This window comes from Sulfitobacter sp. HGT1, from assembly GCF_013282155.1.
Lineage (GTDB): Bacteria > Pseudomonadota > Alphaproteobacteria > Rhodobacterales > Rhodobacteraceae > Sulfitobacter.
The window spans coordinates 278,041-303,842 of record NZ_BLWI01000001.1 but is presented as its reverse complement, the minus strand read 5'-3'; the positions used below and the strand labels follow the sequence as shown (position 1 = coordinate 303,842).

Annotated in this window: 23 protein-coding genes; 22 read left to right on the top strand and 1 reads right to left on the bottom strand. The window is 57.2% G+C overall.

Going from position 1 to position 25,802, the window contains the following annotated elements:
- Window positions 1-25: 25 nt before the first annotated feature.
- The 6 genes from tldD to HGT1_RS01415 all read left to right on the top strand — a co-directional run bounded on the left by tldD (window position 26) and on the right by HGT1_RS01415 (window position 7,961).
- The gene (gene tldD / locus HGT1_RS01440; RefSeq protein WP_176248195.1) at window positions 26-1,447 is read left to right on the top strand and encodes a metalloprotease TldD; all 1,422 of its coding nucleotides are present in this window, start codon (window positions 26-28) and stop codon (window positions 1,445-1,447) included.
- 103 nt (window positions 1,448-1,550) lie between these two features.
- On the top strand, window positions 1,551-2,705 hold the full coding sequence (dprA, locus tag HGT1_RS01435; RefSeq protein ID WP_176248194.1) for a DNA-processing protein DprA: 1,155 nt from the start codon (window positions 1,551-1,553) through the stop codon (window positions 2,703-2,705).
- A 245-nt stretch (window positions 2,706-2,950) separates the two neighbouring features.
- Window positions 2,951-5,608, top strand: a complete 2,658-nt coding sequence (topA, locus tag HGT1_RS01430) for a type I DNA topoisomerase (RefSeq protein WP_176248193.1) — start codon at window positions 2,951-2,953, stop codon at window positions 5,606-5,608.
- 100 nt (window positions 5,609-5,708) lie between these two features.
- Window positions 5,709-6,284, top strand: a complete 576-nt coding sequence (locus tag HGT1_RS01425; RefSeq protein WP_176248192.1) for a L,D-transpeptidase — start codon at window positions 5,709-5,711, stop codon at window positions 6,282-6,284.
- A gap of 356 nt (window positions 6,285-6,640) precedes the next feature.
- Window positions 6,641-7,336 carry a CoA transferase subunit A gene (locus HGT1_RS01420; protein ID WP_176248191.1) on the top strand — a complete coding sequence of 232 codons (696 nt, stop codon included), beginning with the start codon at window positions 6,641-6,643 and terminating at the stop codon, window positions 7,334-7,336.
- Between the two features lies 1 nt (window position 7,337).
- Entirely contained in the window at window positions 7,338-7,961 is a 624-nt protein-coding gene (locus tag HGT1_RS01415) for a 3-oxoacid CoA-transferase subunit B (RefSeq protein ID WP_176248190.1), read from the top strand.
- 188 nt (window positions 7,962-8,149) lie between these two features.
- Here HGT1_RS01415 and HGT1_RS01410 read toward each other — a convergent pair whose 3' ends face one another.
- The gene (locus HGT1_RS01410; protein ID WP_176248189.1) at window positions 8,150-8,950 is read right to left on the bottom strand and encodes a lytic transglycosylase domain-containing protein; all 801 of its coding nucleotides are present in this window, start codon (window positions 8,948-8,950) and stop codon (window positions 8,150-8,152) included.
- A gap of 368 nt (window positions 8,951-9,318) precedes the next feature.
- Between HGT1_RS01410 and HGT1_RS01405 the strand changes: the two genes are divergently transcribed.
- The 16 genes from HGT1_RS01405 to pdeM all read left to right on the top strand — a co-directional run bounded on the left by HGT1_RS01405 (window position 9,319) and on the right by pdeM (window position 25,782).
- Window positions 9,319-9,504, top strand: a complete 186-nt coding sequence (locus tag HGT1_RS01405; protein WP_176248188.1) for a hypothetical protein — start codon at window positions 9,319-9,321, stop codon at window positions 9,502-9,504.
- Between the two features lie 121 nt (window positions 9,505-9,625).
- Window positions 9,626-9,799, top strand: coding sequence for a hypothetical protein (locus HGT1_RS01400; RefSeq protein ID WP_176248187.1), 174 nt, complete (start codon window positions 9,626-9,628; stop codon window positions 9,797-9,799).
- 199 nt (window positions 9,800-9,998) lie between these two features.
- A complete protein-coding gene (cpaB, locus tag HGT1_RS01395) occupies window positions 9,999-10,862 on the top strand; it encodes a Flp pilus assembly protein CpaB (protein ID WP_176248186.1) in 864 nt (287 codons plus the stop codon).
- Window positions 10,863-11,057: 195 nt separating this feature from the next.
- Complete coding sequence (locus tag HGT1_RS01390) at window positions 11,058-12,497, top strand: type II and III secretion system protein family protein (RefSeq protein ID WP_176248185.1); 1,440 nt, start codon at window positions 11,058-11,060, stop codon at window positions 12,495-12,497.
- Window positions 12,484-13,179, top strand: coding sequence for an OmpA family protein (locus HGT1_RS01385; protein WP_176248329.1), 696 nt, complete (start codon window positions 12,484-12,486; stop codon window positions 13,177-13,179). The genes HGT1_RS01390 and HGT1_RS01385 overlap by 14 nt, the downstream gene beginning before the upstream one ends.
- Before the next feature lie 271 nt (window positions 13,180-13,450).
- On the top strand, window positions 13,451-14,689 hold the full coding sequence (locus tag HGT1_RS01380) for an AAA family ATPase (RefSeq protein ID WP_176248184.1): 1,239 nt from the start codon (window positions 13,451-13,453) through the stop codon (window positions 14,687-14,689).
- 37 nt (window positions 14,690-14,726) lie between these two features.
- Window positions 14,727-16,166, top strand: a complete 1,440-nt coding sequence (locus HGT1_RS01375; protein WP_176248183.1) for a CpaF family protein — start codon at window positions 14,727-14,729, stop codon at window positions 16,164-16,166.
- Window positions 16,167-16,177: 11 nt separating this feature from the next.
- Window positions 16,178-17,140 (top strand): type II secretion system F family protein, encoded by a 963-nt coding sequence (locus HGT1_RS01370; RefSeq protein WP_176248182.1) that lies wholly within the window; start codon window positions 16,178-16,180, stop codon window positions 17,138-17,140.
- Window positions 17,141-17,149: 9 nt separating this feature from the next.
- Entirely contained in the window at window positions 17,150-18,118 is a 969-nt protein-coding gene (locus HGT1_RS01365; RefSeq protein WP_255200054.1) for a type II secretion system F family protein, read from the top strand.
- Window positions 18,115-18,714 carry a tetratricopeptide repeat protein gene (locus HGT1_RS01360; RefSeq protein WP_176248181.1) on the top strand — a complete coding sequence of 200 codons (600 nt, stop codon included), beginning with the start codon at window positions 18,115-18,117 and terminating at the stop codon, window positions 18,712-18,714. Before HGT1_RS01365 ends, HGT1_RS01360 begins: the two co-directional genes overlap by 4 nt.
- Before the next feature lie 29 nt (window positions 18,715-18,743).
- On the top strand, window positions 18,744-19,598 hold the full coding sequence (locus HGT1_RS01355) for a lipopolysaccharide assembly protein LapB (RefSeq protein WP_176248180.1): 855 nt from the start codon (window positions 18,744-18,746) through the stop codon (window positions 19,596-19,598).
- Between the two features lie 6 nt (window positions 19,599-19,604).
- Window positions 19,605-20,099 (top strand): prepilin peptidase, encoded by a 495-nt coding sequence (locus HGT1_RS01350; RefSeq protein WP_176248179.1) that lies wholly within the window; start codon window positions 19,605-19,607, stop codon window positions 20,097-20,099.
- Window positions 20,100-20,165: 66 nt separating this feature from the next.
- Window positions 20,166-21,473: an ATPase gene (locus HGT1_RS01345; RefSeq protein WP_176248178.1), complete on the top strand. Its 1,308-nt coding sequence runs from the start codon at window positions 20,166-20,168 to the stop codon at window positions 21,471-21,473.
- A 4-nt stretch (window positions 21,474-21,477) separates the two neighbouring features.
- The gene (locus HGT1_RS01340) at window positions 21,478-22,272 is read left to right on the top strand and encodes an NAD(P)-dependent oxidoreductase (protein ID WP_176248177.1); all 795 of its coding nucleotides are present in this window, start codon (window positions 21,478-21,480) and stop codon (window positions 22,270-22,272) included.
- A 103-nt stretch (window positions 22,273-22,375) separates the two neighbouring features.
- Window positions 22,376-24,826: a ligase-associated DNA damage response DEXH box helicase gene (locus HGT1_RS01335; RefSeq protein WP_176248176.1), complete on the top strand. Its 2,451-nt coding sequence runs from the start codon at window positions 22,376-22,378 to the stop codon at window positions 24,824-24,826.
- A 290-nt stretch (window positions 24,827-25,116) separates the two neighbouring features.
- On the top strand, window positions 25,117-25,782 hold the full coding sequence (gene pdeM, locus HGT1_RS01330) for a ligase-associated DNA damage response endonuclease PdeM (protein WP_176248175.1): 666 nt from the start codon (window positions 25,117-25,119) through the stop codon (window positions 25,780-25,782).
- The last annotated feature ends 20 nt before the right edge of the window (window positions 25,783-25,802 follow it).

The window sequence follows — 25,802 nt, the reverse complement described above, 5'->3', positions numbered from 1 at the left end:
TTAACACGATTCAGGGAACATCTTGATGAGCCAACCACCTTTTAACCCGTTTGAGGGTGACCTTGACCGTGACGCGGCCCTTTCAATTCTGAAAGATGCGGTCGCGGGCGCTGATGACGGAGAGCTGTTCTTTGAACGCCGCCGCTCCGAAGGGCTGATGTTTGATGACGGCCGCCTCAAGACCGCAAGCTATGATGCTTCTGAGGGGTTTGGCCTGCGTGCAGTACGCGGTGAAGTTGCGGGTTATGCGCATTCGTCCCAGATCACCGAATCTGCATTGCGCCGCGCTGCCGAAACGGCGCGACTGGCCGTCGGTGACGGGGGCGGCACATGGGCTGACGGGCCGGTTGCAACCAACCGTCACCTTTATACCGACGAAGATCCAATCGCCGGGGCAAGTTTTTCTGTAAAAGTCGAAACGCTTCGTGAAATCGATGATTTTGCCCGCAGCCTGGATAAACGGGTCGTCCAGGTCTCCGCTTCCATCTCGGCATCCATCCAAGAAGTCGAGATTTTGCGCCCCGAAGGCATTTCGGTGCGCGATATCCGCCCCATGACCCGCGTTAACGTGTCGGTGATTGTCGAACAAAACGGACGACGCGAAAGCGGGAGTGCCGGTGGCGGTGGACGTGTCGGGCTGGACGGGTTGATTGATCGCGCGGATTGGCAGGCCAAAACCCGCGAGGCATTGCGCATAGCCTGCGTGAACCTTGATGCTGTCCCTGCGCCTGCGGGCATGATGGACGTGGTGTTGGGCCCGGGCTGGCCCGGTATTTTGCTGCACGAGGCCATCGGCCACGGCCTTGAGGGTGATTTCAATCGCAAAGGGTCGAGTGCATTTGCAGGTCTCATGGGCCAGCAGATTGCCGCCAAAGGGGTGACAGTTCTGGATGACGGCACCATCCCGGACCGCCGCGGGTCGATCACCATTGATGACGAAGGGACACCTTCGGCCAAAAACACCCTGATCGAAGATGGCGTATTGGTCGGCTATATGCAGGACCGGCAGAACGCGCGCCTGATGGGGGTTCAGTCTACCGGCAACGGGCGGCGCGAATCTTATGCGCATATTCCGATGCCGCGCATGACCAACACATATATGCTGGGCGGCAATGTTGCGCCGGGTGATATCGTGGCCGACCTCAAGGATGGCATCTATGCTGTCGGATTTGGCGGCGGGCAGGTCGATATCACCAACGGCAAGTTCGTGTTCTCTTGTACCGAAGCATATCGCGTTCAAAACGGTATCGTCGGGGCACCGGTGAAAGGTGCAACATTGATCGGCGACGGCGCAACCGCGCTCAAGCAGATCCGCGCCATCGGCAATGATCCGACGCTGGACCCCGGCATGGGGAATTGCGGCAAGGCGGGGCAATGGGTGCCAGTCGGTGTGGGGCAACCGACACTGATGATCGGTGGCCTTACCGTTGGCGGTGCAGCGACATAAAAGACGGTCCCCGCCCTATTTGACAAAAATGGGCGGGGAAGCCTTCATCCGTTGTTAACCAGGTCTGCCTATACCTGATTCTAGCAACAGACGGAGATACGGGATGACTGACAAGGACCACAATCCTTCTTCCACTCACCCCCCAATCCCACCCACCTCGGAAGACGAATGTTTTGCCCGTCTTCGTTTGTTGCGCTCGCGCCGGGTTGGCGTTTCGACGTATAAACGACTGCTGACCGAACATGGCACTGCGCAGAATGCGCTGGCCGCGCTGCCGACGGTGGCGCGCGCCGCGGGCGTCGCGAATTACGAGGTTTGCCCCGAAGGGGTGGTGCGCGCCGAACTGCGTGCTGGCAAAGACGCAAGCGCGCGTCTGATCATGCATGGCACTGCGGAATACCCACAAACCCTTGCTGAACTTGACGATGCGCCCCCCTTCCTTTGGGTGATTGGCAATACCCAGCTGTTAAACCGCCCCACAATATCAATGGTCGGGGCGCGGAATGCATCCTCGCTGGGCACGCGCATGGCCAAGGCACTGGCCCAAGGCTTGGGCGAGGCCGGTTTCGTTGTCGTATCAGGGCTGGCGCGCGGTATTGATGCGGCGGCCCATCTGGCGGCGCTTGCCACTGGCACGATTGCGGTTCAGGCGGGCGGCGTTGACGTGATGTACCCCGCCGAAAACACCCAACTGGCCCAGGATATCGCCAAGACGGGCCTGCGCGTTTCAGAACAACCCATGGGCCTGCAACCGATGGCCCGCCATTTTCCGAGCCGGAACAGGATCATCGCCGGATTAAGCCGCGCAACCATCGTGGTAGAGGCCGCTGCCAGATCAGGCAGCCTGATCACCGCGCGCGATGCCTTGGATCAGGGCCGCGACGTGCTGGCCGTGCCCGGTCACCCCTTTGATGCGCGCGCAGCCGGATGTAACATGCTGATCCGCGATGGCGCGGCTTTGGTGCGCAATGCCGCAGATGTTATCGAGGTTCTGGGAAAAGCATGTTTGTCGGTACCCGCCCAGCCCGAGCTTGATCTTGCGGCAGCAGAAAAAGCCCCCGCCCCGCGAAGAACGCTTCGGGAAACTGCGGCGCTTCATCTGCAAATCCTGTCGCGGCTGGGGCCCAGCCCCATCGCCGAGGATCAATTGATCAGGGATTTAAACACCCCCTCCTCCAAGGTTGCGCCCGTCCTGATCGATCTTGAGCTGGAAGGCCATGTGCGACGCCAGCCCGGTGGTCTTGTCTCTCGTGCCTAAGGGCGGTTTTATCCAAAGCTCCTAACGCGCATTCCGCGAAACACCTCCCCCCGATTCTCCTAAAACGAACATTGGTACCGGGCAGTAGGTTTGGAATAATCCTGCCCCCCAAAGTCAGCCCGCCTTGTGCCACTGGCCGGCAAGCGGCCTAGTTTCGCCCGACCTGCGCATTGACAAAACAACCGCTACGCCACATGTCACAGCACAAGCAGACCTATTTCAATTGATCCAAGGTACGGAAATTTATGCCAGTTGTTGTCGTCGAATCACCTGCCAAGGCCAAAACGATCAACTCTTACCTGGGCAGCAACTACACTGTTCTAGCGTCTTACGGTCACGTGCGTGACCTTCCTCCGAAAGATGGGTCGGTTGATCCGGACAATGATTTTGAAATGCTTTGGGAGGTCGCTTCGACCAGCAAAAAGCACGTCAAAGCAATTGCCGACGCGTTGAAAGACGATAACGAACTGATCCTCGCGACCGACCCCGACCGCGAAGGGGAAGCGATCAGCTGGCACCTGCAAGAGGCGCTGACTGCCCGCAAATCGATCAAGAAGGATACGCCGGTCAGCCGGGTTGTTTTCAACGCGATTACAAAATCCGCCGTGACCGAAGCGATGAAAAACCCGCGCCAGGTCGACATGCCACTGGTCGAAGCCTATTTGGCCCGGCGTGCGCTGGACTATCTTGTCGGCTTTAACCTGTCGCCGGTTTTGTGGCGCAAGCTGCCCGGTGCGAAATCGGCAGGTCGCGTGCAATCGGTGACACTGCGGTTGATCGTAGAGCGCGAAATGGAAATCGAAGCGTTCCGCAACCGCGAGTATTGGAGCGTGAAAGCATTGGTCGCCACCCCGCGCGGCCAGGAATTCGAAGCACGCCTTGTCACCCTTGCCGGCAAAAAGCTGGATCGCTTTGATCTGGCGAATGGCACGCAGGCCGAAATGGCAGTGCAGGCGATCACCAGCCGCGATCTTACGGTCACGAGCGTCGAGGCAAAGCCCGCCAGCCGGAACCCTTCGGCCCCCTTCATGACCTCGACCCTGCAACAAGAGGCCAGCCGCAAATTCGGCATGGGTGCGCGCCAGACCATGAGCACCGCCCAGCGTTTGTATGAGGCCGGTCACATTACTTATATGCGGACCGATGGTATCGACATGGCCCCCGAGGCGATGACAATGGCCCGAGATGCGATCAAAGACCGGTTTGGCGCGGAATACGTGCCATCGGCCCCGCGTATCTATAAAAACAAGGCCAAGAACGCCCAGGAAGCGCACGAATGTATCCGGCCCACGGACATGTCCAAGGATGCCGCCGCGCTGAAACTGACCGAACCGGACCAGCGCAAGCTGTATGATCTAATCTGGAAGCGCACGCTGGCCTGTCAGATGGAAAGCGCCCGTCTTGAACGGACAACTGTCGAAATCGGCAGCAAGGATGAACAGGTCGGCCTGCGCGCCACCGGTCAGGTCGTGCAATTCGACGGCTTCTTGCGGGTCTACGAGGAAGGCCGTGACGATGTGGTGGACGAGGACGACAAGCGCCTGCCCCAGATCAATCAGGGCGACAAGATGGACAAGCGGTCGGTCACGCCCGAACAGCATTTCACACAACCGCCGCCGCGCTATACCGAAGCGACATTGGTCAAGCGTATGGAAGAGTTGGGGATCGGTCGGCCATCGACCTATGCAAGCGTCGTCACCACCATCCAGGACCGCGAATATGTCCGCAAGGAAGGCAACCGTCTGTTCCCCGAGGACAAAGGCCGGCTGGTTACCGCGTTTCTTGAAAACTATTTCCGCAAATATATCGGCTATGATTTCACCGCCGATCTGGAAGACCAGCTGGACAAGGTCAGTGCTGCTGATGCGAATTACAAAGACGTTCTAAGCCGTTTCTGGAAAGATTTTTCGGCAGCGATTGCCGAGACAGCCGATCTGCGCATCACCGAGGTGTTGGAAAAGATCAACGAGGTTCTGGAACCGCATCTTTTCCCGGCGACCGAAGATGGCAAAGACCCGCGTCTGTGCCCCAATTGCGAGGTCGGTCGTTTGTCGATGCGCACCGCACGCTCGGGCGGCGCATTCATTGGCTGCTCCAACTACCCTGAATGTCGCTATACGCGCCCCTTTGGCCCGCCAGACCCCGAAGCGGAAAAATCTGCGATCCCGCCGGATGGCAAGCTGTTGGGCGAAGACAACGGTGACGAAATTCGCGTGTTCAAAGGCCGCTTTGGCCCCTACGTCCAGCGCGGGCCCGTCACCGAAGAAAACAAAAAGCCGCCGCGTCAGTCTGTGCCAAAAGACTGGCCCGCAGAGGAGCTGGAGCTGGACCGCGCCTTGATGCTGCTTTCATTGCCGCGCGAGATTGGCCCCCACCCCGAAGACGGGATTATGGTTTGGGCCAACATCGGACGCTACGGCCCCTATATCAAACACGCGGCCAGCACATCGGATCGCGGCGGCACAAATGCCAACCTCGAAGGGTTGGACGAAGTGTTTACCGTTGGCATGAACCGTGCTGTGCAATTGCTGGCCGAAAAAGTCGCCAGCCGTGGTGGCCGTGGCAAGGCGGCGAAACCGATCCGCGAGATGGGCGAACACCCTGATCTGGGCGGCGACGTGCATATCATGGAAGGCAAATACGGGCCCTATGTGAAATGGGAAAAGGTCAACGCGACCCTGCCCAAGGAAATCGAGCCTGCCGATCTGACCATGGAACGCGCTGTCGAGTTGATCGAGGAAAAGCTGGCCAAGTCACCGGCCAAGCGCAAAGCGGCGACCAAAAAGGCACCGGTCAAGAAAGCGGCAGCCACAAAGCCCGCTGCAAAGAAGCCTGCTGCTAAAAAACCCGCTGCAAAGAAGAAAGCGCCGGCTAAAAAGGCCGCGGCCAAGGAAACAGAATAACCATTTCGTGAACGTATGGTAATTCATGAATATGTGAATTGCCGCGAGGCCATCCAAGTGTCACCTGTGCAGCGAATGCCACAGCATAAGGAGCACAAGGATGGCCGAGCAGAAGATTTCACGTCGCATGTTGATGACGGTGGCGGGTGCCACGTTATTCATGCCCTCTATCCTGCGCGCCCAAACGGCAGAGCCTGAACGGCAGGGCGAAGCGGTACGTCACAACACATCCAGCTTTACCCAACAGCGCTGGCAGGATCACTTTGACGATCTGGGCAAAGCGGCAATTGTTGCCGACACAACATCACGCGCCCTGCATTTCTGGAGCGGTGATGGCGAGACCTACAACATCTACCCCACCTCGGTACCGCGCAGCGACGAGCTGACCAAACGGGGGTACACCAAGATCATGCGCAAACGTGTCGGCCCCGACTGGACCCCGACCTCCAGCATGATCGAACGCGATCCCGACCTGAAATACATGCCCCCCGGCCCCGATAACCCGTTGGGCACGCACGCCATGTATCTGGGCTGGCCCGCCTATCTGATCCACGGCACCCACGACACCCGCAAGATCGGACGGCAAAGCTCGGACGGGTGTATCGGTCTGTATAACCACATGATCGAGGCACTGTTCCAGATCGCGCCGGTTGGGACGCAAGTGCGGATCATCTGACGAGAATCTGTGGCTGCATTGCGGTCTCGCGCCCTCCAATGGGAACACTGCGCGAGATTGGATTGATCAAGGGGCGCGGCCTGGCAGGTAAATTGGCCACGCCACAGCGGGGGTATTTACCGGCTTGATCACAAGCGGGATTCAGGGGCTGACCTTTGGCAACAAGGCACCCCCTGCCATCCGGATCGACGGCGCGGAAATACGCATCTGAAATGCCAGCATTCGATTTACAGCTATTTTCAGGCGCATCTTTACGGGTGCGCCTGAGGCCTATTTGACACCCGCCTAACGTGGCGTCATAGAAGTTGGCATGCATGTAGACGAGCGGGGTAACCCCGCGATCGAAAGGACCCGGAATGAAGAAAATATATGGAAGTGCTGCTGAAGCGCTGGATGGTGTGCTGCACGATGGCATGTTGATTGCGGCCGGTGGTTTCGGCTTGTGCGGCATCCCTGAACTGCTGCTTTCAGCGATCCGCGATGCGGGCACCAAGGACCTGACCTTTGCATCAAACAACGCTGGTGTTGATGATTTCGGGATCGGCATCTTGTTGCAGACAAAGCAGGTCAAGAAAATGATCAGCTCTTATGTCGGTGAAAACAAAGAATTCATGCGCCAGTATCTTGGTGGCGAGCTTGAGCTTGAATTCAACCCCCAAGGCACTTTGGCAGAGCGCATGCGTGCCGGTGGTGCGGGCATCCCCGGTTTCTATACCAAAACCGGCGTGGGTACCGTGATTGCCGATGGCAAAGAGCACAAGGATTTCAACGGTGAAACCTATATCATGGAAGAAGGCATCTTTGCCGATCTGTCCATCGTGAAGGCGTGGAAGGCTGATGCGACCGGCAACCTTGTGTTCCGCAAGACAGCCCGCAATTTTAACCCGCCCGCCGCGATGTGTGGCAAAATCTGCATCGCCGAAGTCGAAGAGATCGTCCCGACAGGCAGCCTTGACCCCGATACAATCCACCTGCCCGGCATCTATGTGCATCGCATTGTTCAGGGCGAACATGAAAAGCGGATCGAACAACGCACGGTAAGGAGCGCATAATATGTGGGATCGCAATCAAATGGCGGCGCGCGCCGCGTTGGAACTGCAAGACGGCTGGTATGTGAACTTGGGCATCGGGATTCCGACGCTGGTGTCGAACTACATCCCTGAAGGCGTCGAAGTGACCCTGCAATCCGAAAACGGGATGCTGGGCATGGGCCCTTTCCCGATTGAGGGGACCGAGGATGCCGACCTGATCAACGCAGGCAAGCAGACCATTACCGAACTGCCCCAGACCGCGTATTTCGACAGTGCGACATCCTTCGGGATGATCCGCGGTGGCAAGATCGCAATGGCGATCCTTGGCGCGATGGAAGTTGCCGAAAACGGCGATCTGGCGAACTGGATGATTCCGGGCAAGCTGGTCAAAGGTATGGGCGGCGCGATGGATCTGGTGGCCGGTGTTGGCCGCGTGGTTGTCGTGATGGATCACACCAACAAGCACGGCGAAAGCAAAGTGCTGAAAGAATGCACCCTGCCCCTGACCGGCAAAGCAGTGGTTGACCGCATCATCACCAACCTTGGTGTGCTGGATGTGGTCGAAGGCGGGCTGAAGATCGTGGAATGCGCCGATGGCGTGTCTGAGGAAGAGCTGCGCGCAGCGACCTTCGCCACCATCGTCTGACCGTTTCGCGATACGAAAGTGAAAGGGCACCTCCGTCAGGGTTGGTGCCCTTTTTCGTGCCTTGAACCATTTGCGGGGCCACCAGAGCCCAAGAATGGATGCGCCGGCATACCAGACCGGAAAAAGCAGCAGCACAGCCGCCGTTTGTACCCGATGGCCTTATGGCGAATCGCCTGCGGGGCCGTTCCCTAATTCATTGCCGCAAAAACGCAGCCGTCGGAAATCAGTTCGGGCGGCGTCTGGCACAGCCCTTTGGCCACTTGAAAGGCCGCAAGAACCTTGGGCACATAATCGCGCGTCTCGGCAAAGGGCGGCACGCCCGCATGTTGGCGCACATTCCCTTCGCCGGCATTATATCCGGCCAGCACCAGAATGGGGTCGCTGTCGAACTGCCCCATCAACCAATCAAGATACTTTACGCCGCCCTGGATGTTCTGGGTCGGCATCATACTGTCATCGACACCAAAGCGCGCGGCCGTGTCCGGCATCAGCTGCATCAGCCCTTGAGCCCCTGCCCCGCTCACGGCATCTGCCCGCCCTGCGGATTCAACGGTGATCACGGCCAGAACCAGTGCCGGCGAAACCTTGGTCCCGATGGTTGAGCGCAAGATATCAACACCGTTGGCTTTCGCGATCTCTTGCATCTGCTGCATCCGGGGAGCGGGTACTTTGTTTGTTGCGGTGGCAAGCGTGATCATCGCCACCTCGAGCCTGCCGGGCCCTGATTTGGCGACCTCGGGCGATACGCGTTCCCAGAACCAGTCAAACTGACCGGGTGCAGCCGGGGCAATGGCACCCGATGGGGTCGCCACAACCTGAGGCAAGGACGCCTGTGGTTCAATGAACACGTCAATTCTGTTGACGCTGCCCGGCTTGGGCGGTTTCACCCGTTTTGCTTCGAACTTGGGAAAGGGTTTAGGCGCATCAGCATAGAGCATTGACCCCGCCAATGCCCCCGCTACCAGCGAGACCGTCAATAATCGAAACATCTTTGCCTGCTTTTTTATGCTTATTCTGCTCGATACGCGGAATATCACATGAAAACGGTCCCAAAACCAGCCAATCGTGGCATGGATTGTGTCCAAAACGCCTTAATTCAAGTTCAAACCGGCGCGCTTTATAATGATTTTTAAAAAGTTAAGATTTTTTAAGCATTAAAATCAAGGAGCTAGTGCCATTTGGCGGCCAATCCGCGAGAAAAGTACAAATGTCACAATTGTCGCCAAATTCATGCCCCATTCAGACGGCTATATAGCGTCATACCAAGTCGAACAGGCGCTTAATTGAGAGATACAGCGCTACACACGGTCGACAGGGTTGAGATTGAAAAACCTAATGATCCTTGGAGGGACATACCATGATGAACTTTATCAAAAACTTCAACAAAGACGAATCCGGCGCCGTAACAGTTGACTGGGTTGTTTTGACAGCCGCAGTTGTTGGCCTGGCCGTTGCAGCTTACTCGTCGATCGAAACTGGCGCGTCGAACCTGACAAGCAACACCAACAGCTACATGGGCACCGTTACTCCTGGTTCCGTTTGATCCTAAGATCTTTAGCTAACTTAGCTTAGTCTTAGTTCGCTAAGATACGATTGGCCGCATTCTGCACGACAGGGTGCGGCCATTTTCAATGCAACCACCTTAACGCCGAAAGGCGCAAAGCATGTATCTAAAATTCAAAGAATTTATGTCCAAAGACGATGGTGCAATTACCGTTGACTGGGTTGTACTTTGCGCTGCCGTGGTTGGCCTCGCGATCGCTCTGGTGACTTCCACCCGTGACGGCGCTGTTGAACTGGCCGACCGGACAATTGTCTTCACCCCTGGTGAATTCTAATTGAGAATATCGCTTCCCGTCACGCGACAGGCCTTTGAGGCCCCCGAAAAGCTGCGCCGTGGATTTGGGCATTACCTTGACTTTCCATCGGCCCAGTATTGACGCCGACGTTCCATATTCAGGCCATATTCGACCTGTAGGCTGGGAACTGAACAAGCGCCAGACACACTCTGGCGGATGAATACATGAGGTAAACAAAATGCGGATGTTATTTGGACTGGTCCTGTTGGCTGGCATCGCCCTCGCTGGTGGCGCTGTCTATCTCGCCAAAGATCGCATTGGTGAATATCAGATGGCGAACGCCCAGGCGCAAGCCGCTTTGGCGCAGATCGTCCCTACTGTGAATGTCTTTGTTGCCGACAAACCTTTGAAATACGGCCAGCAACTTAAACGTGATGATGTCCGTCAGGTGGCCTGGCCGCAGAATGCCATTCCAGAAGGGGCGTTTATTGATCCCGAAATCCTGTTCCCCGAAAATAACGACGAATTGCGCGTGGTCCTGCGCGCCATCGAAAAAGACGAAGCAATCATGGCCGTCAAGGTTACCGAACCGGGCCAAGACACCGGCCTGACATCACGGCTGGAACGCGGAACACGCGCCTTTACCATCAAGGTCGACGTTTCCAGCGGTGTTTCGGGCTTTTTGCGCCCCGGCGACCGGGTTGACGTCTATTGGACAGGCCGGATCAACATCGAAGGTGCCAGCCAGCGCGGATCTGGTGATGTTACCAAGCTGATCCAGGCAGGTATCCAGCTGATCGCGATCGACCAAAGTGCGGGCGGCGAACGCAGCGAGGCGGCGATTGCGCAGACTGTCACCGTTGCGGTCAAGCCAAACCAGGTTGCCGCATTGGCTCAGGCGCAATCCACCGGCAAACTGTCCCTGTCGCTGGTGGGTGCCGAAGACGACACCATCGCGTCCAGCATTGAAGTCGACCAACGCAGCCTTCTGGGCATTCAAAATGAAACCGTGAAGGTCGAAATCGAAAAAGAAAAGGTCTGTACGATCCGTACCCGCCGCGGTGCCGAGGTCATGGAAATTCCTATCCCCTGCACGAATTGACCCCTAAAACATCACAAAAAAAGGCCGCACAGCAATGTGCGGCCTTTGGCGTAGATGTAATATGTTGCTCTTAATCCACAGGTTATCACCTGCTCGCTTCATTGATTCTTGCAAAAAAAGTCAATTGCACTCAAGGTGTTCCAAACGGCGGGCGCTAAGACCCTACCTTGAGGCGTGATCACAAAGGCAGGTCACATGAAAATCGATAGATTTCTTACAGCGGCCCTATTGGGGCTGACGTTAAGTGCAATGCCATTGATGATGGCCGCCCCGACTGCAGTGCAGGCTGATACCTTGCGCGTGGTCAAAAAGGGTACGAACCGCACGCTTGAGGTTCCGATGAACCGCGCGGTTGTTGTCGAAAGCGATATTCCCTTTGCTGAACTCAGCATTGCGAACCCCGGCATCGCAGATATTTCTTCTTTGTCCGAACGTACGATCTATGTTTTGGGCAAATCCCCTGGGCTGACGACGTTGACCTTGCTGGATGCAGCGGGCCAGTTGATCACCAACGTGGATGTCAGGGTCGCATCGGACATTACCGAGTTCAAAGAACGGTTGCGCCAGATTCTGCCCGGTGAAAAAATCGAAGTTCGCACGGCGAATGACGGTATTGTTTTGTCCGGCATCGTTTCATCGACACAGCGCCTGCAACGCGCGCTGGATTTGGCCGAACGCTATGCGCCGGAACGTGTGTCAAACCTGATGAGCGTGGGGGGCATTCAACAGGTCATGTTGAAAGTCCGCTTTGCCGAAATGCAACGGTCAGTGTCCAAGTCGCTTAGCGCCTCTTTGGCGTTGAACGGCTTGCTGGGCAGCGACCTTGCTTTGAACGGCGGTACGAACACCACCAACACATCCGGAGCGATTACAAATTCGCTTTCCGGATCGACCCCGGGGACCAACACCAACGCGGGTGCAATGCTGTTCGGCTTTAACGCCGGTTCCACTCAAGTCGGTCTGTTGCTTGAGGCGCTTGAACAAAAAGGCGCGGTTCGTTTCCTTGCTGAACCCAACCTTGTTGCCTTGTCCGGTCAGGAAGCAAAATTCCTGGCGGGTGGCGAATATCCTGTCCCTGTGTCCCAAACCGGCGATCGTATTTCGGTGGAATACAAACCCTTCGGCGTCGAGATGAGCTTTATCCCGCGTGTCGTGGACAAGGATTTGATCAATCTTGAACTGAACGCTGCCGTGTCTGCCATTGACCCGTCTAACGCGGTATCTTTGGGCAACGGCTTTAACATCTCCGCCTTCACCCGCCGCGAAACTTCAACCACGGTCGAGATGCGCGATGGCGAAAGCTTTGCGATTGCGGGTCTGTTGCAAGACGACTTTACCGACACGTCCAGCCAGTTGCCCTGGATCGGCGACGTGCCTGTTCTGGGTGCCTTGTTTCGCAGTGCTAATTACCAACGCAAACAGACAGAGCTTGTGATCATCATCACAGCCCATCTGGTGACCCCGACCCGTGGCGAAGCATTGGCATTGCCGACCGACCGGATCACCCCCCCTTCCGAGAAAGACCTGTTTCTGAGTGGTCGTGTAACTGCCGGCACGCGCGCGCCCACAAAAGGTGCTGCAGGCGAAGTTGCCAAGCAGGATTTCAGTGGCTCTTATGGCTATGTACTGGATTGATCAGATGAACACGCGGATCACAGCAAAAATCAGTTCTGCCGGCCTGATCGCAACCCTTGCGATGCTGGCAGCCTGCGGGCAAAGTTCAGATCCCGTCTATACCCAGTTTTACCGCGAAGCCGGTTCAATCACCGATGTCGGCACTTTCGGGGATGCGACCCTGAACAACCGTCTGGTTATGACGGGCGAGAAACAATATACCTTTGATTTGGCCAACCGCTTTGCGAGCGAAGTGCAGTCGACGGTAACATTCGCATTCAACTCGGCCCAGTTGGACGGAAACGCACAAGCCGTTCTGCGCCAGCAAGCCAGCTGGATTCGTCAATTCCCCGAAGTGCGTTTCCGCGTCTATGGCCACACCGATGCCGTAGGGTCGAACCGCTATAACAAATCCCTGGGTTTGCGCCGTGCGCAGGCTGTGGTCAGCTATCTGGCGACACAGGGAATCGGGCGTAGCCGTTTGGAAGCCGTTGTTTCCTTTGGTGAAACGCAGCCTTTGGTCGTTTCCCAAGGCCGCGAACGGGCAAACCGGCGGACCGTCACCGAAGTGAACGGTTTTGTGGAGCGCCATCCGACCGTTCTTGACGGAAAATACGCACAAATCATCTATCGTGATTATGTCGCCAGCGCCGTTCCACCGACTCAGCTGACAGGTAACGCGACCGCAATTGCGAGCGAATAACCCTATTTATTAACGACTTGCCCCGTTTTAAAAGTAAACGGGGCGGAAAATCCGTCGTTAATACCCAACGATCCGCAGTGATCGTTTCAAAAAATCCTACAATCGAAACTTTTTAGCCCCAATCCTGCCCCAGTTGACTGGGATATTCTTTGCAAGAGGACAACTGCGACTGGTCGTTTGACCCGCCGCACGCGACCGCAGAGATGCCTGTCTCGGCCATCGGCCCCGACAGCGTTCTGCCAAGCATCGAGTATTGAAGGAAGTTAAGGCTATGAGCAGCACAATGCCACAAATCGAAGCGCCACAAATTGTCGCTTGCACGGTAAGCCGTGATGTCCAGAATTTCGACCTTTTGATTGAAGATATGGAGGATGCCTTGGGCGAAAGCTGGGGTGATCTCAGCTTTGCCGAGGCGCTTTCGTTCTTTGGCCAACCCGAATCCCAATCGCTTGAACTGATCGCTTTGGCGGTCGATGCCACGGACGAGGAAAACCTTGTTCTGATGGGTGAAATCATCACCCAGGCCAAGGCGCAGGGACTCAAGGTGATCCTGATCGCAGAGGACATGAGCCCGGCTGCGCTTCACTCCTTGCTGCGCCAGGGCGCTGATGAATTTGTGCCCTACCCCCTTCCCGAGGGTGAGCTGTCAGCGGCCATCGACCGGTTGCGTGCCGACCCCGAGGAAACGCTAACACCCGCGCCACATGCCCCGCAGCTCAAATCCGGCACCAACAAAGATGGCGCGCTGATCGTTGTGCACGGGTTGGCAGGTGGCACAGGTGCGACAACAATGGCGGTGAACCTTGCTTGGGAACTGGCCAATGCCGACAAGAAACACCCGCCCAAGGTCTGTATTCTGGATCTGGATTTGCAGTTCGGGTCGATTGCGACCTTCCTTGATCTGCCGCGGCGCGAAGTCGTTTATGACATGCTGTCAGAGACAGAAACCATGGACGAAGAAAGTTTCGGGCAGGCGCTGCTGACCTATGAAGACCGGCTTCATGTCTTGACCGCCCCGCCGGAAATCCTGCCGCTTGATATTATCACCTCAGAGGATGTGAAACGGGTCCTGGATGTGGCGCGCAATCAGTTCGACTATGTGATTGTCGATATGCCGTCGACGCTGGTTCAATGGACCGAAACAGTGCTCAGCAACGCGCATGTCTACTTTGCCATGCTCGAACTGGACATGCGCTGCGCCCAGAATGCGTTGCGCTTCAAACGTGCTTTGCAATCCGAAGAGCTGCCTGTTGAAAAACTGCGCTATGTTTTGAACCGTGCGCCAAAGTTCACCGATCTGAACGCAAAAAGCCGCGTAAAACGTATGGCTGAAAGCCTGGGTCTCTCGATTGATGTGCACCTGCCCGACGGGGGTAAACAGGTGACCCAGGCAAATGACCACGGCACACCCTTGTCCGTTTCTGCACCCAAAAGCCCGTTGCGCCGCGAATTCGCAAAGCTGGCCGCCTCTATTCACGACCTGAAAAATGACGAAGCCAAAGCCGCATAAGACCTCCCAAGCGCAAGCTTAACCAGAAAGTTGCCACATGTTTTCCAAGTATAAAAAGTCTAACGCGGCGGTCCCTTCAAAACAGGCGGCCCCCGCAACGGTGACACCGATCAAACCGGCTGAGCCATCTGCAAGCAGACCCGTATCAATGCGCCGCGCCTCGCAGCCGGCGGCGGTTGCACCACTGGACAAGGAACTCAAGCGCAAGCAGCGGATGAGCGAGATCAAACTTGAACTCCACCGGTCGCTTCTGGACAACCTGAACCTGGCGGCGCTTGAACACGCGACCGAACAGGACCTGCGGCAGGAAATCAACGACATCTCGGCAGAAATCCTGTCCGAGAAATCCATCGTCTTGAACCGCGAAGACCGCATCCAGCTCAACTCCGAGCTTTATGACGAAGTCACCGGTCTGGGCCCGCTTGAGACATTGCTAAAAGACGACACGGTCAACGATATTCTGGTCAACGGCCCGCAACAGATCTTTGTGGAACGTGCGGGTAAACTGCAACTGACGGACATCACGTTCAAAGATGAAAAGCACCTGTTGCGGATCATCGACAAGATCGTTTCGGCCGTGGGTCGCCGCGTTGACGAAAGCAACCCCTACGTCGATGCGCGGCTGAAGGACGGGTCGCGTTTCAACGCAATGGTGCCGCCGATTGCGGTGGATGGCAGCCTCGTTTCCATTCGTAAATTCAAAAAGGACAAGCTGGGCATTGATGATCTGGTGTCCTTTGGCGCGTTTTCCGAAGAAATGGCCGCCTATTTGCAGGCCGCCGTTGCGACACGGCTGAACATCATCGTGTCGGGCGGTACCGGTTCGGGTAAAACGACCACGCTGAACGCATTGTCATCGTTTATCGACAACGATGAACGCATCCTGACCATCGAAGACACTGCCGAACTTCAACTGCAACAGACCCATGTGGGCCGGATGGAAAGCCGCCCGCCCAACGTGGAAGGCAAAGGCGAGGTTTCCCCGCGCGACTGTCTGAAAAACGCCCTGCGGATGCGCCCTGACCGGATTATCGTCGGCGAAACCCGTGGCGAGGAAGTTATCGACATGTTGCAGGCCATGAACACCGGCCACGACGGTTCCATGACCACGATCCACGCCAACTCTGCGCGCGATGGTGTCAGCCGTTTGGAAAACATGATCGCCATGGCCGGGATCGAAATGCCGCTCAAGGCGGTGCGGTCCCAGATTTCAAGCGCTGTGAACCTGATCGTGCAGGCCTCGCGTTTGCAAGACGGCTCGCGGCGCATGACGTCGATCACCGAAATCACCGGCATGGAGGGCGATGTGATTTCGATGCAGGAATTGTTCCGCTACCAGCGCGTCGGCCTGACGCCCGAAAACAAGATCATCGGCCATTTCACCGCCACCGGTGTGCGCAGCCATTATTCCGAACGGTTCAAGATGTGGGGCTATGATCTGCCAGCCTCCATCTATGATCCCATCGCAGCCCAGTAAGGATACCCGTCATGAGTATTGAACCGATTATCTATGGTCTTATCTTTATCGGCGTTCTTGTGCTGGTCGAGGGTCTGTATCTTGTCGCTTTTGGTAAATCCATCAGCCTCAACAGCCGCGTGAACCGCCGGCTCGAGATGCTGGAAAAAGGCACCCGCCGCGAGGAAGTGCTGGATAAGCTGCGCAAGGAAATGCAGCAGCATATGGATAGGAAATCCGTCCCCATCTATTCCTTGCTGGCTGAAAAAGCGCAAAAAGCGGCCATCGCCTTTACGCCCCAGCAGTTGATGATGATCATGGCCGGCCTGTCTGTTGTCGCGTTTTTGGGCCTGACCATCGGCACCAGCACCGAACCGCCGGTGCGCGCGGTGATTTCGATCGGGATCGGCATTGGTGCCGTCTATTTCTGGATCTCGGCCAAGGCGAAAAAACGCATGAGCATGATCGAAGAACAACTGCCCGATGCCGTTGAACTGATGGTGCGGTCGCTGCGTGTGGGTCACCCGTTCACCAGTGCCATTTCCATTGTGGCCAAAGAAATCCAGGATCCGCTGGCGTCGGAATTTGGCGTTATCGCAGACGAGGCCGCGTATGGTCGCGATGTGGGTGAGGCGCTCAAGGACATGGCCGAACGTCTGGACATGCAGGATTTGCGCTTTCTTGCCGTGGCCGTGACCATTCAGCAGCAATCAGGGGGTAACCTTGCGGAAATCCTGGCCGGTCTGGCCAAGGTGATCCGCGCGCGTTTCCGGCTGTTCCGCCGCGTGAACGCCATCACCGCCGAGGCGAAATGGTCCGGCAAGTTTCTGTCAGCCTTCCCGATTGTCGCATTGATCGTGATCAAGCTGGGTGACCCGCATTACTACGACGAGGTCATGTTGCATGAAATGTTCATTCCGGGTTGTATCGCAGTCGTCCTGTTTCTGGGGGCGAACCTGCTGGTGATGCGCAACCTTACAGACATCAAGGTTTAGGGGGATATCGTGAGTATTTTTTCTTCGATCAACGACATGATGGGGCCGCTTGGCTGGATTGTCTTGCTGGGCGTTATGGGGCTGACGATGATCGGCCTGACCATTCTGTTCATCGCGCGCCAGCCCGAAGACCCGCTGACCAAGCTCAAGCGCACCCAGTCGGGGGCGTCCGATGGCCGTCCGTCACAACAGCGCTTGCGCCAAACCGACCGCAACGAGCAGCTTCAGAAATTCGCAAAGTTCCTTGAACCCGAAAACATCGAGGAACTGAGCGCGAAAGAACTGATGCTGCGTCAGGCGGGCTATTCCTCGCGCGATGCGGTGCGGTTCTTCCACTTTGCCCAGATGATCCTTGGCATACTCGGCCTTGTGGTCGGTATTGTTTATGTCAACTTTCTGGGCGGCGGCGAAGGTCTGACCACACAAAAGATGATGATCTATACCGTTGGGCCGGGTGGCTTGGGCTATTACCTGCCGCGCTATTGGGTGAACAAACGCGTCGCAAAGCGCAAAGAGGAAATCACCCGCGGCTTTCCCGATGCGCTGGATATGATGCTGGTCTGCGTCGAAGCGGGGCAATCACTGGATCAATGTATCGTACGTGTTGCCCACGAACTTCACGCGTCATACCCGGCCCTGGCAGAGGAATTCGAAGTCGTCGCTTATGAAATGAAAGCGGGCAAAGACAAGATCAACGTCTTGAACGATATGGGTGAGCGCTGCGGCATTCAGGATATTTCATCCTTCGTGACCGTTCTGGTTCAATCCGCTGCCTTTGGTACGTCGATTTCGGATGCGCTTCGGGTTTATGCGGATGAAATGCGGGATAAACGCGTGATGCGTGCCGAAGAAGCCGCAAACAAGTTGCCAACCAAGATGACCCTTGCCACAATGATGCTCACAGTACCGCCTTTGCTCATCATTCTGGTAGCACCGTCGGTCATTGGCATTACCCAGCTAGGTGAAGGTACAAGATGATCAAGCACCAAAGTCTCAAGCGTCTTCCAACGCTTGTACTTTGTTTGACAATCACCACCGGATTAACCGCCTGTTCAACAGGCGGTTTTCCCGCGTTCGGGGTATCGCGTACCGACGCCAACCCCTTTGCCCCCGGCGTGAACCAACGCAAGGACGCCGAAGACGGTGTCGAGGTCGCCCATCGCCTGATGAAGGCCGGTGAATACGAGCTGGCCATCCGCGCCTTTAACCGTGCGGCCCTGGCCACCGAATTGAACGCCGAAATCCTGTCAGGTCTGGGCAGTGCCAATCTGGGTCTGGGGCGTCTGGGTCAGGCGGAAAAGCTGCTTCGCGAGGCCGTGGCCAAAGACGATACACAGCCCGAAGTCTGGAACAATCTGGGCGTTGTTTTGATGGAACGTGGCAAATTAGCCGAGGCAAATCTGACATTTCGCAAGGCGTATGCGCTGGATAATGGCGAAAGTGACGCAATCCGCGACAATTTACGCTTAGCACTCGCAAAATCAGAAAACTCTGCTACGATCCCATCTCAAGAAGAAGATTATAAATTGGTACGGCGCGGTTCGGGTGACTACCTACTCCGGCCGGTACCATGACCGAGGCAGAGCAGTAAAAGGACGCAAAAATGCGCCACCCCATGATTTTGGCCGCCTGCATTGCAGGCGTCACCGCTGTTGCAGGCTGTGGAGACAAATCCGGTGACAACACCGTTTCACGCGCGTTTCAAGACGTGAACGTGATTGATGAAACAAATCTGAATGATGTCATGCTGACGGTCGCGGACCCGAACGAGGCGGTGAATTATTTCGCCCGCACCGAAAAGGAAAGCCCCGAGCGGATTGATATCAAACGTGGTTTGGCGAAATCTCTGGTCCGTGCAAAACGGTATACCGAAGCCGCCGCCGTCTGGGCAAAGATTGTAAAGATGGAAGACACCACCTCCGACGACAGCGTTGATTATGCCGATGCGCTGATCCGCTCTGGCGACTGGGCAAGGGCCGAAAAGACCCTTGATGCGGTGCCCCCTACCCATGAAACCTATAACCGCTACCGTCTCGAGGCGATCGTCGCCGACAGCAAGCAGGAATGGGAAAAGGCCGACAGCTTTTATGAAATCGCAATCGGTCTGACCACGAAACCCGCATCGGTTATGAACAACTGGGGCTATTCCAAGCTGACACGCGGCGAATACAAAGCTGCCGAACGGTTGTTTGGCGATGCGATCCGCCAAGACCCGACCTTGTTCACCGCCAAGAACAACCTGATCCTTGCCCGTGGCGCACAGCGTGAATACACCCTGCCCCCGATCGAGATGGACCAGACCGAACGCGCCCAGCTGTTGCACACGCTTGCCCTGTCCGCGATCAAAAAAGGCGATGTGGAAACCGGCAAGGGGTTGCTTCAAGACGCAATCAACACCCATCCGCAGCATTTTGAAACAGCCGTCCGGTCGCTTCGTGCGCTGGAAAACGCGGGCTGACGGGGGATGTCGATCACCGTCTATGCCGCGGTTTGGTTCTTACCCTTTGTCCTGCCACTGTGCCTTTATGCAGCCTACACCGATTTGGCATCCATGCGGATCACCAACCCGACAGTGCTGGCATTGGGTGCCGTCTTCTTGATCATCGGCCCGATTGCCCTGCCGCTCGAAACGTACCTCTGGCATCTGCTCGCCATGGTCGTCACCTTGATCATCGGCATCTTCTTGAATGCCGTCGGGGCGATGGGGGCGGGTGACGCGAAATTCATTGCCGCCGGCGTGCCTTTCATTGCCTTGGGTGATTTGCGGCTGATGATGGCATTGTTCATGGCGACGCTATTGGCGGCAGCCGTCACGCACCGCGGTGTAAAATATACCCCCCTGCGCAAACTGGCACCCGATTGGACCAGCTGGGATCAAACCAGGAAATTCCCCATGGGGCTGGCGCTCGGTCCTGCTCTTGCCATATATTTGATCCTCGGCGCGCTGTTCGGAGCCTGAATTACGCCATATTCGCCTGCTAGTTTGATCTCCAGTCAACGATCATTCGACCCAGAGGGCCTTTTCATGAACATGCAAAACTCTACCGTGCTGGCACCGCCGCCACCGCGCACCATCGAAGACATGAAACTGCCCGTCGTCATGATGCGCGATATCATGATCAAAACCATGTACCGCAAGAATGTCACGATGGTCAGCGAAGTCGCAAAAGCGATTTGTCTGCCCATTCAGGTCACCCAGGAACTGGTCGACATGGCCCGCGACCAACGCCTTCTGGAGGCAACAGGCACGCTGAACGCCAATAACGGCAATGAAATGGGCTATCAACTGACCGATTTGGGCAAGGCGCGCGCGCTTGATGCCCTTGCCCAGTCCGAATATTTCGGCCCCATGCCGGTCCCGCTCGAGGTCTACCGCGAGCAGGTTGAGCGCCAGTCGGTGCGCAACATGCAAATCACCCGCGCCCAGCTCGAAGGGGCAATGGGCCATCTGGTATTGCCCGACGCATTGATCGGCAACCTCGGGCCTGCCGTGTCTGCCGGCCGCTCGATCCTGATGTACGGCCCACCCGGCAACGGTAAATCCAGCATCTCGAATGGCATCCGCGACGCGCTTGGCGACAAGATATTCGTCCCCCGCGCGATCGAATATGCGTCGCAGGTCATCACCGTCTATGATCCCATCGTGCATTCCGCCGCCTCGGACGAGGAACAAGACCCCAATTCCCTGCGCCGCGTGACCCGCTATGACAGCCGCTATGTCAAATGCGAACGCCCCACGGTCATCACGGGTGGCGAATTGTCCCTTGATATGCTCGATCTGGTCTACAACCCCACGGCGCGCACCTATCAGGCCCCGCTTCAGCTGAAATCGACAGGTGGCATCTTCATCGTCGATGACCTTGGCCGCCAGAAGGAACCACCCCAAAGCATCGTCAACCGCTGGATCGTTCCGCTTGAGGAAAGCAAGGATATCCTGGCCCTGCAATCGGGCGAGAAATTCGAGGTGCCTTTTGACACGCTGGTGATCTTCTCGACCAACTTCCACCCGAACGAAATCTTTGACCAAGCCGCCTTGCGCCGCATCTTCTTCAAGATCAAGATCGACGGGCCGAACCAGAAAAACTTCCTCAAGATCTTTGCGATGGTTGCAAAAAAGCGCAAGATGCCCTTGGATGAACCAACCCTGATCCACCTGCTCAAGAATAAATACCCCACGATCGACAATACATTCGCGAACTATCAGCCGATCTTCCTGATCGACCAGATCATCGCAATCTGCGAATTCGAAGGAATACCCTACCAAATGACCCCCGAATTGATGGACCGCGCCTGGGCCAACATGTTCGTCAAAGACGAACACATCGTGAAATGATGCAATGCGGTCTTTGATCGGTGTCGCAGGCTGTGGCCGCATGGGCGCGCCTATGCTGGCCGCGCTGCGGGCGGCTGACCTGCCCGCGCGGGGCTATGACGTGGTGCCCTCCGATCTGGCACACATCACCGACGACATCGCCGTCTTCTCCGAAGACCTCCATACGCTGATCACCGTCGTGCGTGACATCGACCAGACCGATGCGGTGCTATTCGGCGATCAGAATTTCACCGCCATTCCCAGCCTGCGCCGGATCATCGTCTGCTCGACCCTCAGCCCGCGCTACGTGCTTGGCCTGCGCGACCGCGTGCCACCTCATATCACCCTGATCGACGCCCCCATGTCCGGTGCCCAGATCGCGGCCGAACAGGCGCGCCTCAGCTTCATGCTGGGCGGGGACAGCGATGATCTGGAAAACGCGCAACCCCTGCTCAACGCCATGGGCAAACATTTCCACCATATGGGCGACTTCGGTGCAGGCATGCAGGCCAAGGTTCTCAACAACCTGCTAGCCGCCTCAAACACCGCCATGACCCGCCTCGTGCTGGATTGGGCCGATCAGGCCGGACTGGATGAAAGAAAACTCCTCAAGCTCATTCACACATCCTCCGGCCAGAACTGGCTGGCCTCGGGCTTCAATGACATCGAATTCGCCCGCGACGGTTTTGCCGCCGATAACACCATCGGTATTCTTGTCAAAGACGTTGCCAGCGCCCTCGATGCCGCCCCGACGAATGCCGACACAGCGCTGCCCGAACTCGTTCAATCCGCGATTAGAAGCCTGACACCCCGCCCCTGATTTCATTTTGCCATGTAAACTCCGGGGGTTTGGGGGCTGGCCCCCAATCTTATTGCCGGGCCCGGGGCTGTTTCCTGCGCAATCGCACCCTATCTTACCTCCCATGCACATCCTTCCGCCCCAATTCACCACATGGTTCGACAGCAAAGGCTGGACAGTCCATCCGCACCAGCAAGCCATGCTGGACCGCGCAGACGCCCCCGCCCTTCTGCTGATCGCCCCCACAGGCGGTGGTAAAACCCTGTCCGGCTTCCTGCCCACGCTGGTCGATCTGGCCGATGGTGACCACAAGGGGATGCACACGCTTTATATTTCCCCGCTCAAAGCCCTTGCCGCCGACATCAAACGCAATCTCACGACGCCGGTCACCGAAATGGACCTGCCAATCCGGATCGAAGACCGCACGGGCGACACCTCACAAACCCGCAAACGCCGCCAACGGGCCGACCCGCCCCATATCCTGCTGACCACCCCCGAAAGCCTGGCCCTGCTGACCTCTTACGAGGACGCGCCGCGCATGTTCAAAGGCCTCAAACGGGTTGTGATTGATGAAATCCACGCCTTGGCAGAAAGCAAACGTGGCGACCAGTTGATGCTGGCGCTGGCGCGGCTGCAAACCCTTTGCCCCGATCTCAAACGGGTTGGCCTGTCTGCCACGGTCGAAGACCCGGCCGCCATCGCGCATTTCATGGCGCGTCACCCTGACCCCTGCCCGATCCTTCTGGCCGATCCCGGCCCCCCCCCCGACATCCAGATGCTGCGCACTGCTGAGGCCCCGCCGTGGTCGGGCGGCGGCGCGGCCTATGCAATTCCGGCAGTTCTTGATCAAATCCAGCAGCATAAAACGACGCTGATTTTCCACAACACCCGCGCCCAGGCCGAGATTTTCTTTCACAACCTGTGGCTGGCGAATGACGACAGCTTGCCCATCGGCATCCATCACGGGTCGCTGGACCGCACCCAACGCGAACGCGTCGAAGCCGCAATGGTGCGTGGCGACCTGCGGGCGATCGTCTGTACCGGCAGCCTTGATCTGGGCATCGACTGGGGCGATGTGGATCTGGTCATCCAGATCGGCGCGCCCAAGAATGTGAAACGCCTTGTTCAACGCATTGGCCGCGCCAATCATCGCTACAACGCCCCGTCCAAGGCCCTGCTGGTCCCCGCCAACCGCTTCGAAGTCGTCGAATGCGTGGCGGCTCTCGAAGCGGTCTTGGCCGGAGAGCTGGACGGCGACCCGCGCGGCCCCGGCCCCCGCGACGTGCTGTGCCAGCACATCCTGATCACGGCCTGCGCCGGCCCGTTTGATGCAGACACGCTCTTTGCCGAAGTCACCTCCGCCGGCGCATATGCGGCACTGACCCGCCCCGAGTTCGACGCCTGCCTCGATTTCTGCGCGACCGGTGGCTACGCTCTGCGGGCCTATGACAAATGGCAACGCCTGATGCTGCGGGACGGGCTCTGGACCCTGCGCGACCCGCGCAGCAGCCAACGCATCCGCATGAACATCGGCACGATCCAGGACACCGATACACTCAAGGTCCGCATGAAACGCAACCGGGGCGGCAAACCTCTGGGCGAAATCGAAGAAGCCTTCGCCGCGACCCTAACGGCAGGCGATACGTTTCTGATCGGCGGGCAGATCGTCAAATACGAAGGCCTGCGCGAAATGACTGTTGAAGTCAGCCGCGATTCCGCGAAAAAGCCGCGCATCGCATCTTTCATGGGCACGAAATTCGCGACCTCGACGCAGCTATCAGAACGGGTGCAACGGATGTTCACCCAAGAAAGCTGGCCCGACTTGCCCGAGCACACAGCGCAGTGGCTGGCCCTGCAACGCGAGGTCAGCCAACTGCCCCAACCCGGCCGCCTACTGGTCGAAAGCTTTCCCCACGACGGGCGCGCGCAAACCGTGATTTACGGCTTCGCAGGGCGCAACGGCCAGCAAACCCTCGGGCTTCTTTTGACCAAACGCATGGAAGAACTTGGGCTCAACCCGCTTGGATTTGTGGCAACCGATTATGCCACATTGATCTGGGGCCTGGACCCCGTGCAAGATCCGGCACCGCTTTTTGACCCAATCGCATTACACGACGGGCTGGATCTTTGGTTGGCCGGAAACGCCGTGATGAAACGTACCTTCCGCGCGTCAGCCACAATCGCCGGACTGATTGAACGCAACACGCCACAGGCCCGGAAATCCGGCAGACAAGCGACCTTCAGCTCTGACATTCTTTACGACACGCTCATGAAATACGACCCCGACCACCTGATGCTCGACATCACCCGCCAAGAGGCCCTGCGCGGGTTGGTTGATTTTGGGCGGATCGAAGAAATGTTGTCACGTATTGGCAGCCGGATCGACCACCGCGTCTTAGATAAAGTCACCCCCCTTTCGGCACCGCTTTTTCTGGAAGCAGGGCGTGTCCCCGTCAAAGGCGACGCCGAGGAACGATTGCTGGCGCAAGAAGCGGCGCGTCTGATGGAAGCCTCCGGATTGGCCAACATAACGCCCGCCCCCTCCAATACCCCACGGTGGAGGGTAGGCTGGTAACCACATCCGTCGCCTTTGGTTTCGATCGCGGTCTTTTTGAGTATTTTTAAAAGGGTGAAGCCAAAGCCGTTCATCCCTTGTTAACCAGGTGAGCCGTACAACGTTAAGGCGGTACAGGCTGGAGAGCCGATGGCCGTAAAGGGTGAAGGCGTTCCGGCTGGTTCAAAGACTTCTGCTGGGACGTCTTCCGTTCTTCACCCTTTTAAAAATACTCAAAATTCGAACATCTCTGCGAATGAAGCGCCTGCAAACCTCTTGCAGTCCATGCCTCCATACCCCATGAACGAAGCATGAACTTAGGCCATAACTTCACATTGTTCGGGGCGCGGCTTACCGCGCTTGGCTCTGGCGCGCTATGGTGGGCCGAACACCGTTTGCTTTGTGTTTCTGACCTGCATTTGGGAAAATCAGAGCGCATCGCCCGCTGCGGCGGCACCCCGTTACCGCCTTACGAGAGCCAGGATACTCTGACACGGTTGGCGCATGATCTTGAACGGTGTAATGCGCAGACAGTGGTCGCTTTGGGCGATAGTTTTGATGACCTTGGGGCGGCCCAAGCATTGCCGGAGGCGGCGCGTCTGTGGATTGCAAAGCTGCAGGCGGGTCGAAAATGGGTTTGGATAGAAGGCAATCACGATCCCGGCCCTGTTGGCCTTGGGGGCGTGCATCTGGGCGAAATCGCATGCGATGCCTTAACCTTTCGACACATCGCGCAGCCCGGCGCACAGGGGGAGGTTTCTGGGCATTATCACCCCAAAGCATCCGTTTCCCTGAAGGGGCGTACGATATCGCGTCCGGCTTTTATCTATGACCACGCACGGCTGATCCTGCCGGCCTATGGCACCTATACGGGGGGCTTGCGGACAAGTTCGGAACCCATCCGGTCGCTCATGTCCCCCCAGGCGTGTGCAATCTTGACTGGACCAGCCCCTGTTGTCGTCCCGATGCCGCGCTAGGCATTTTCATGTGTTTTGAA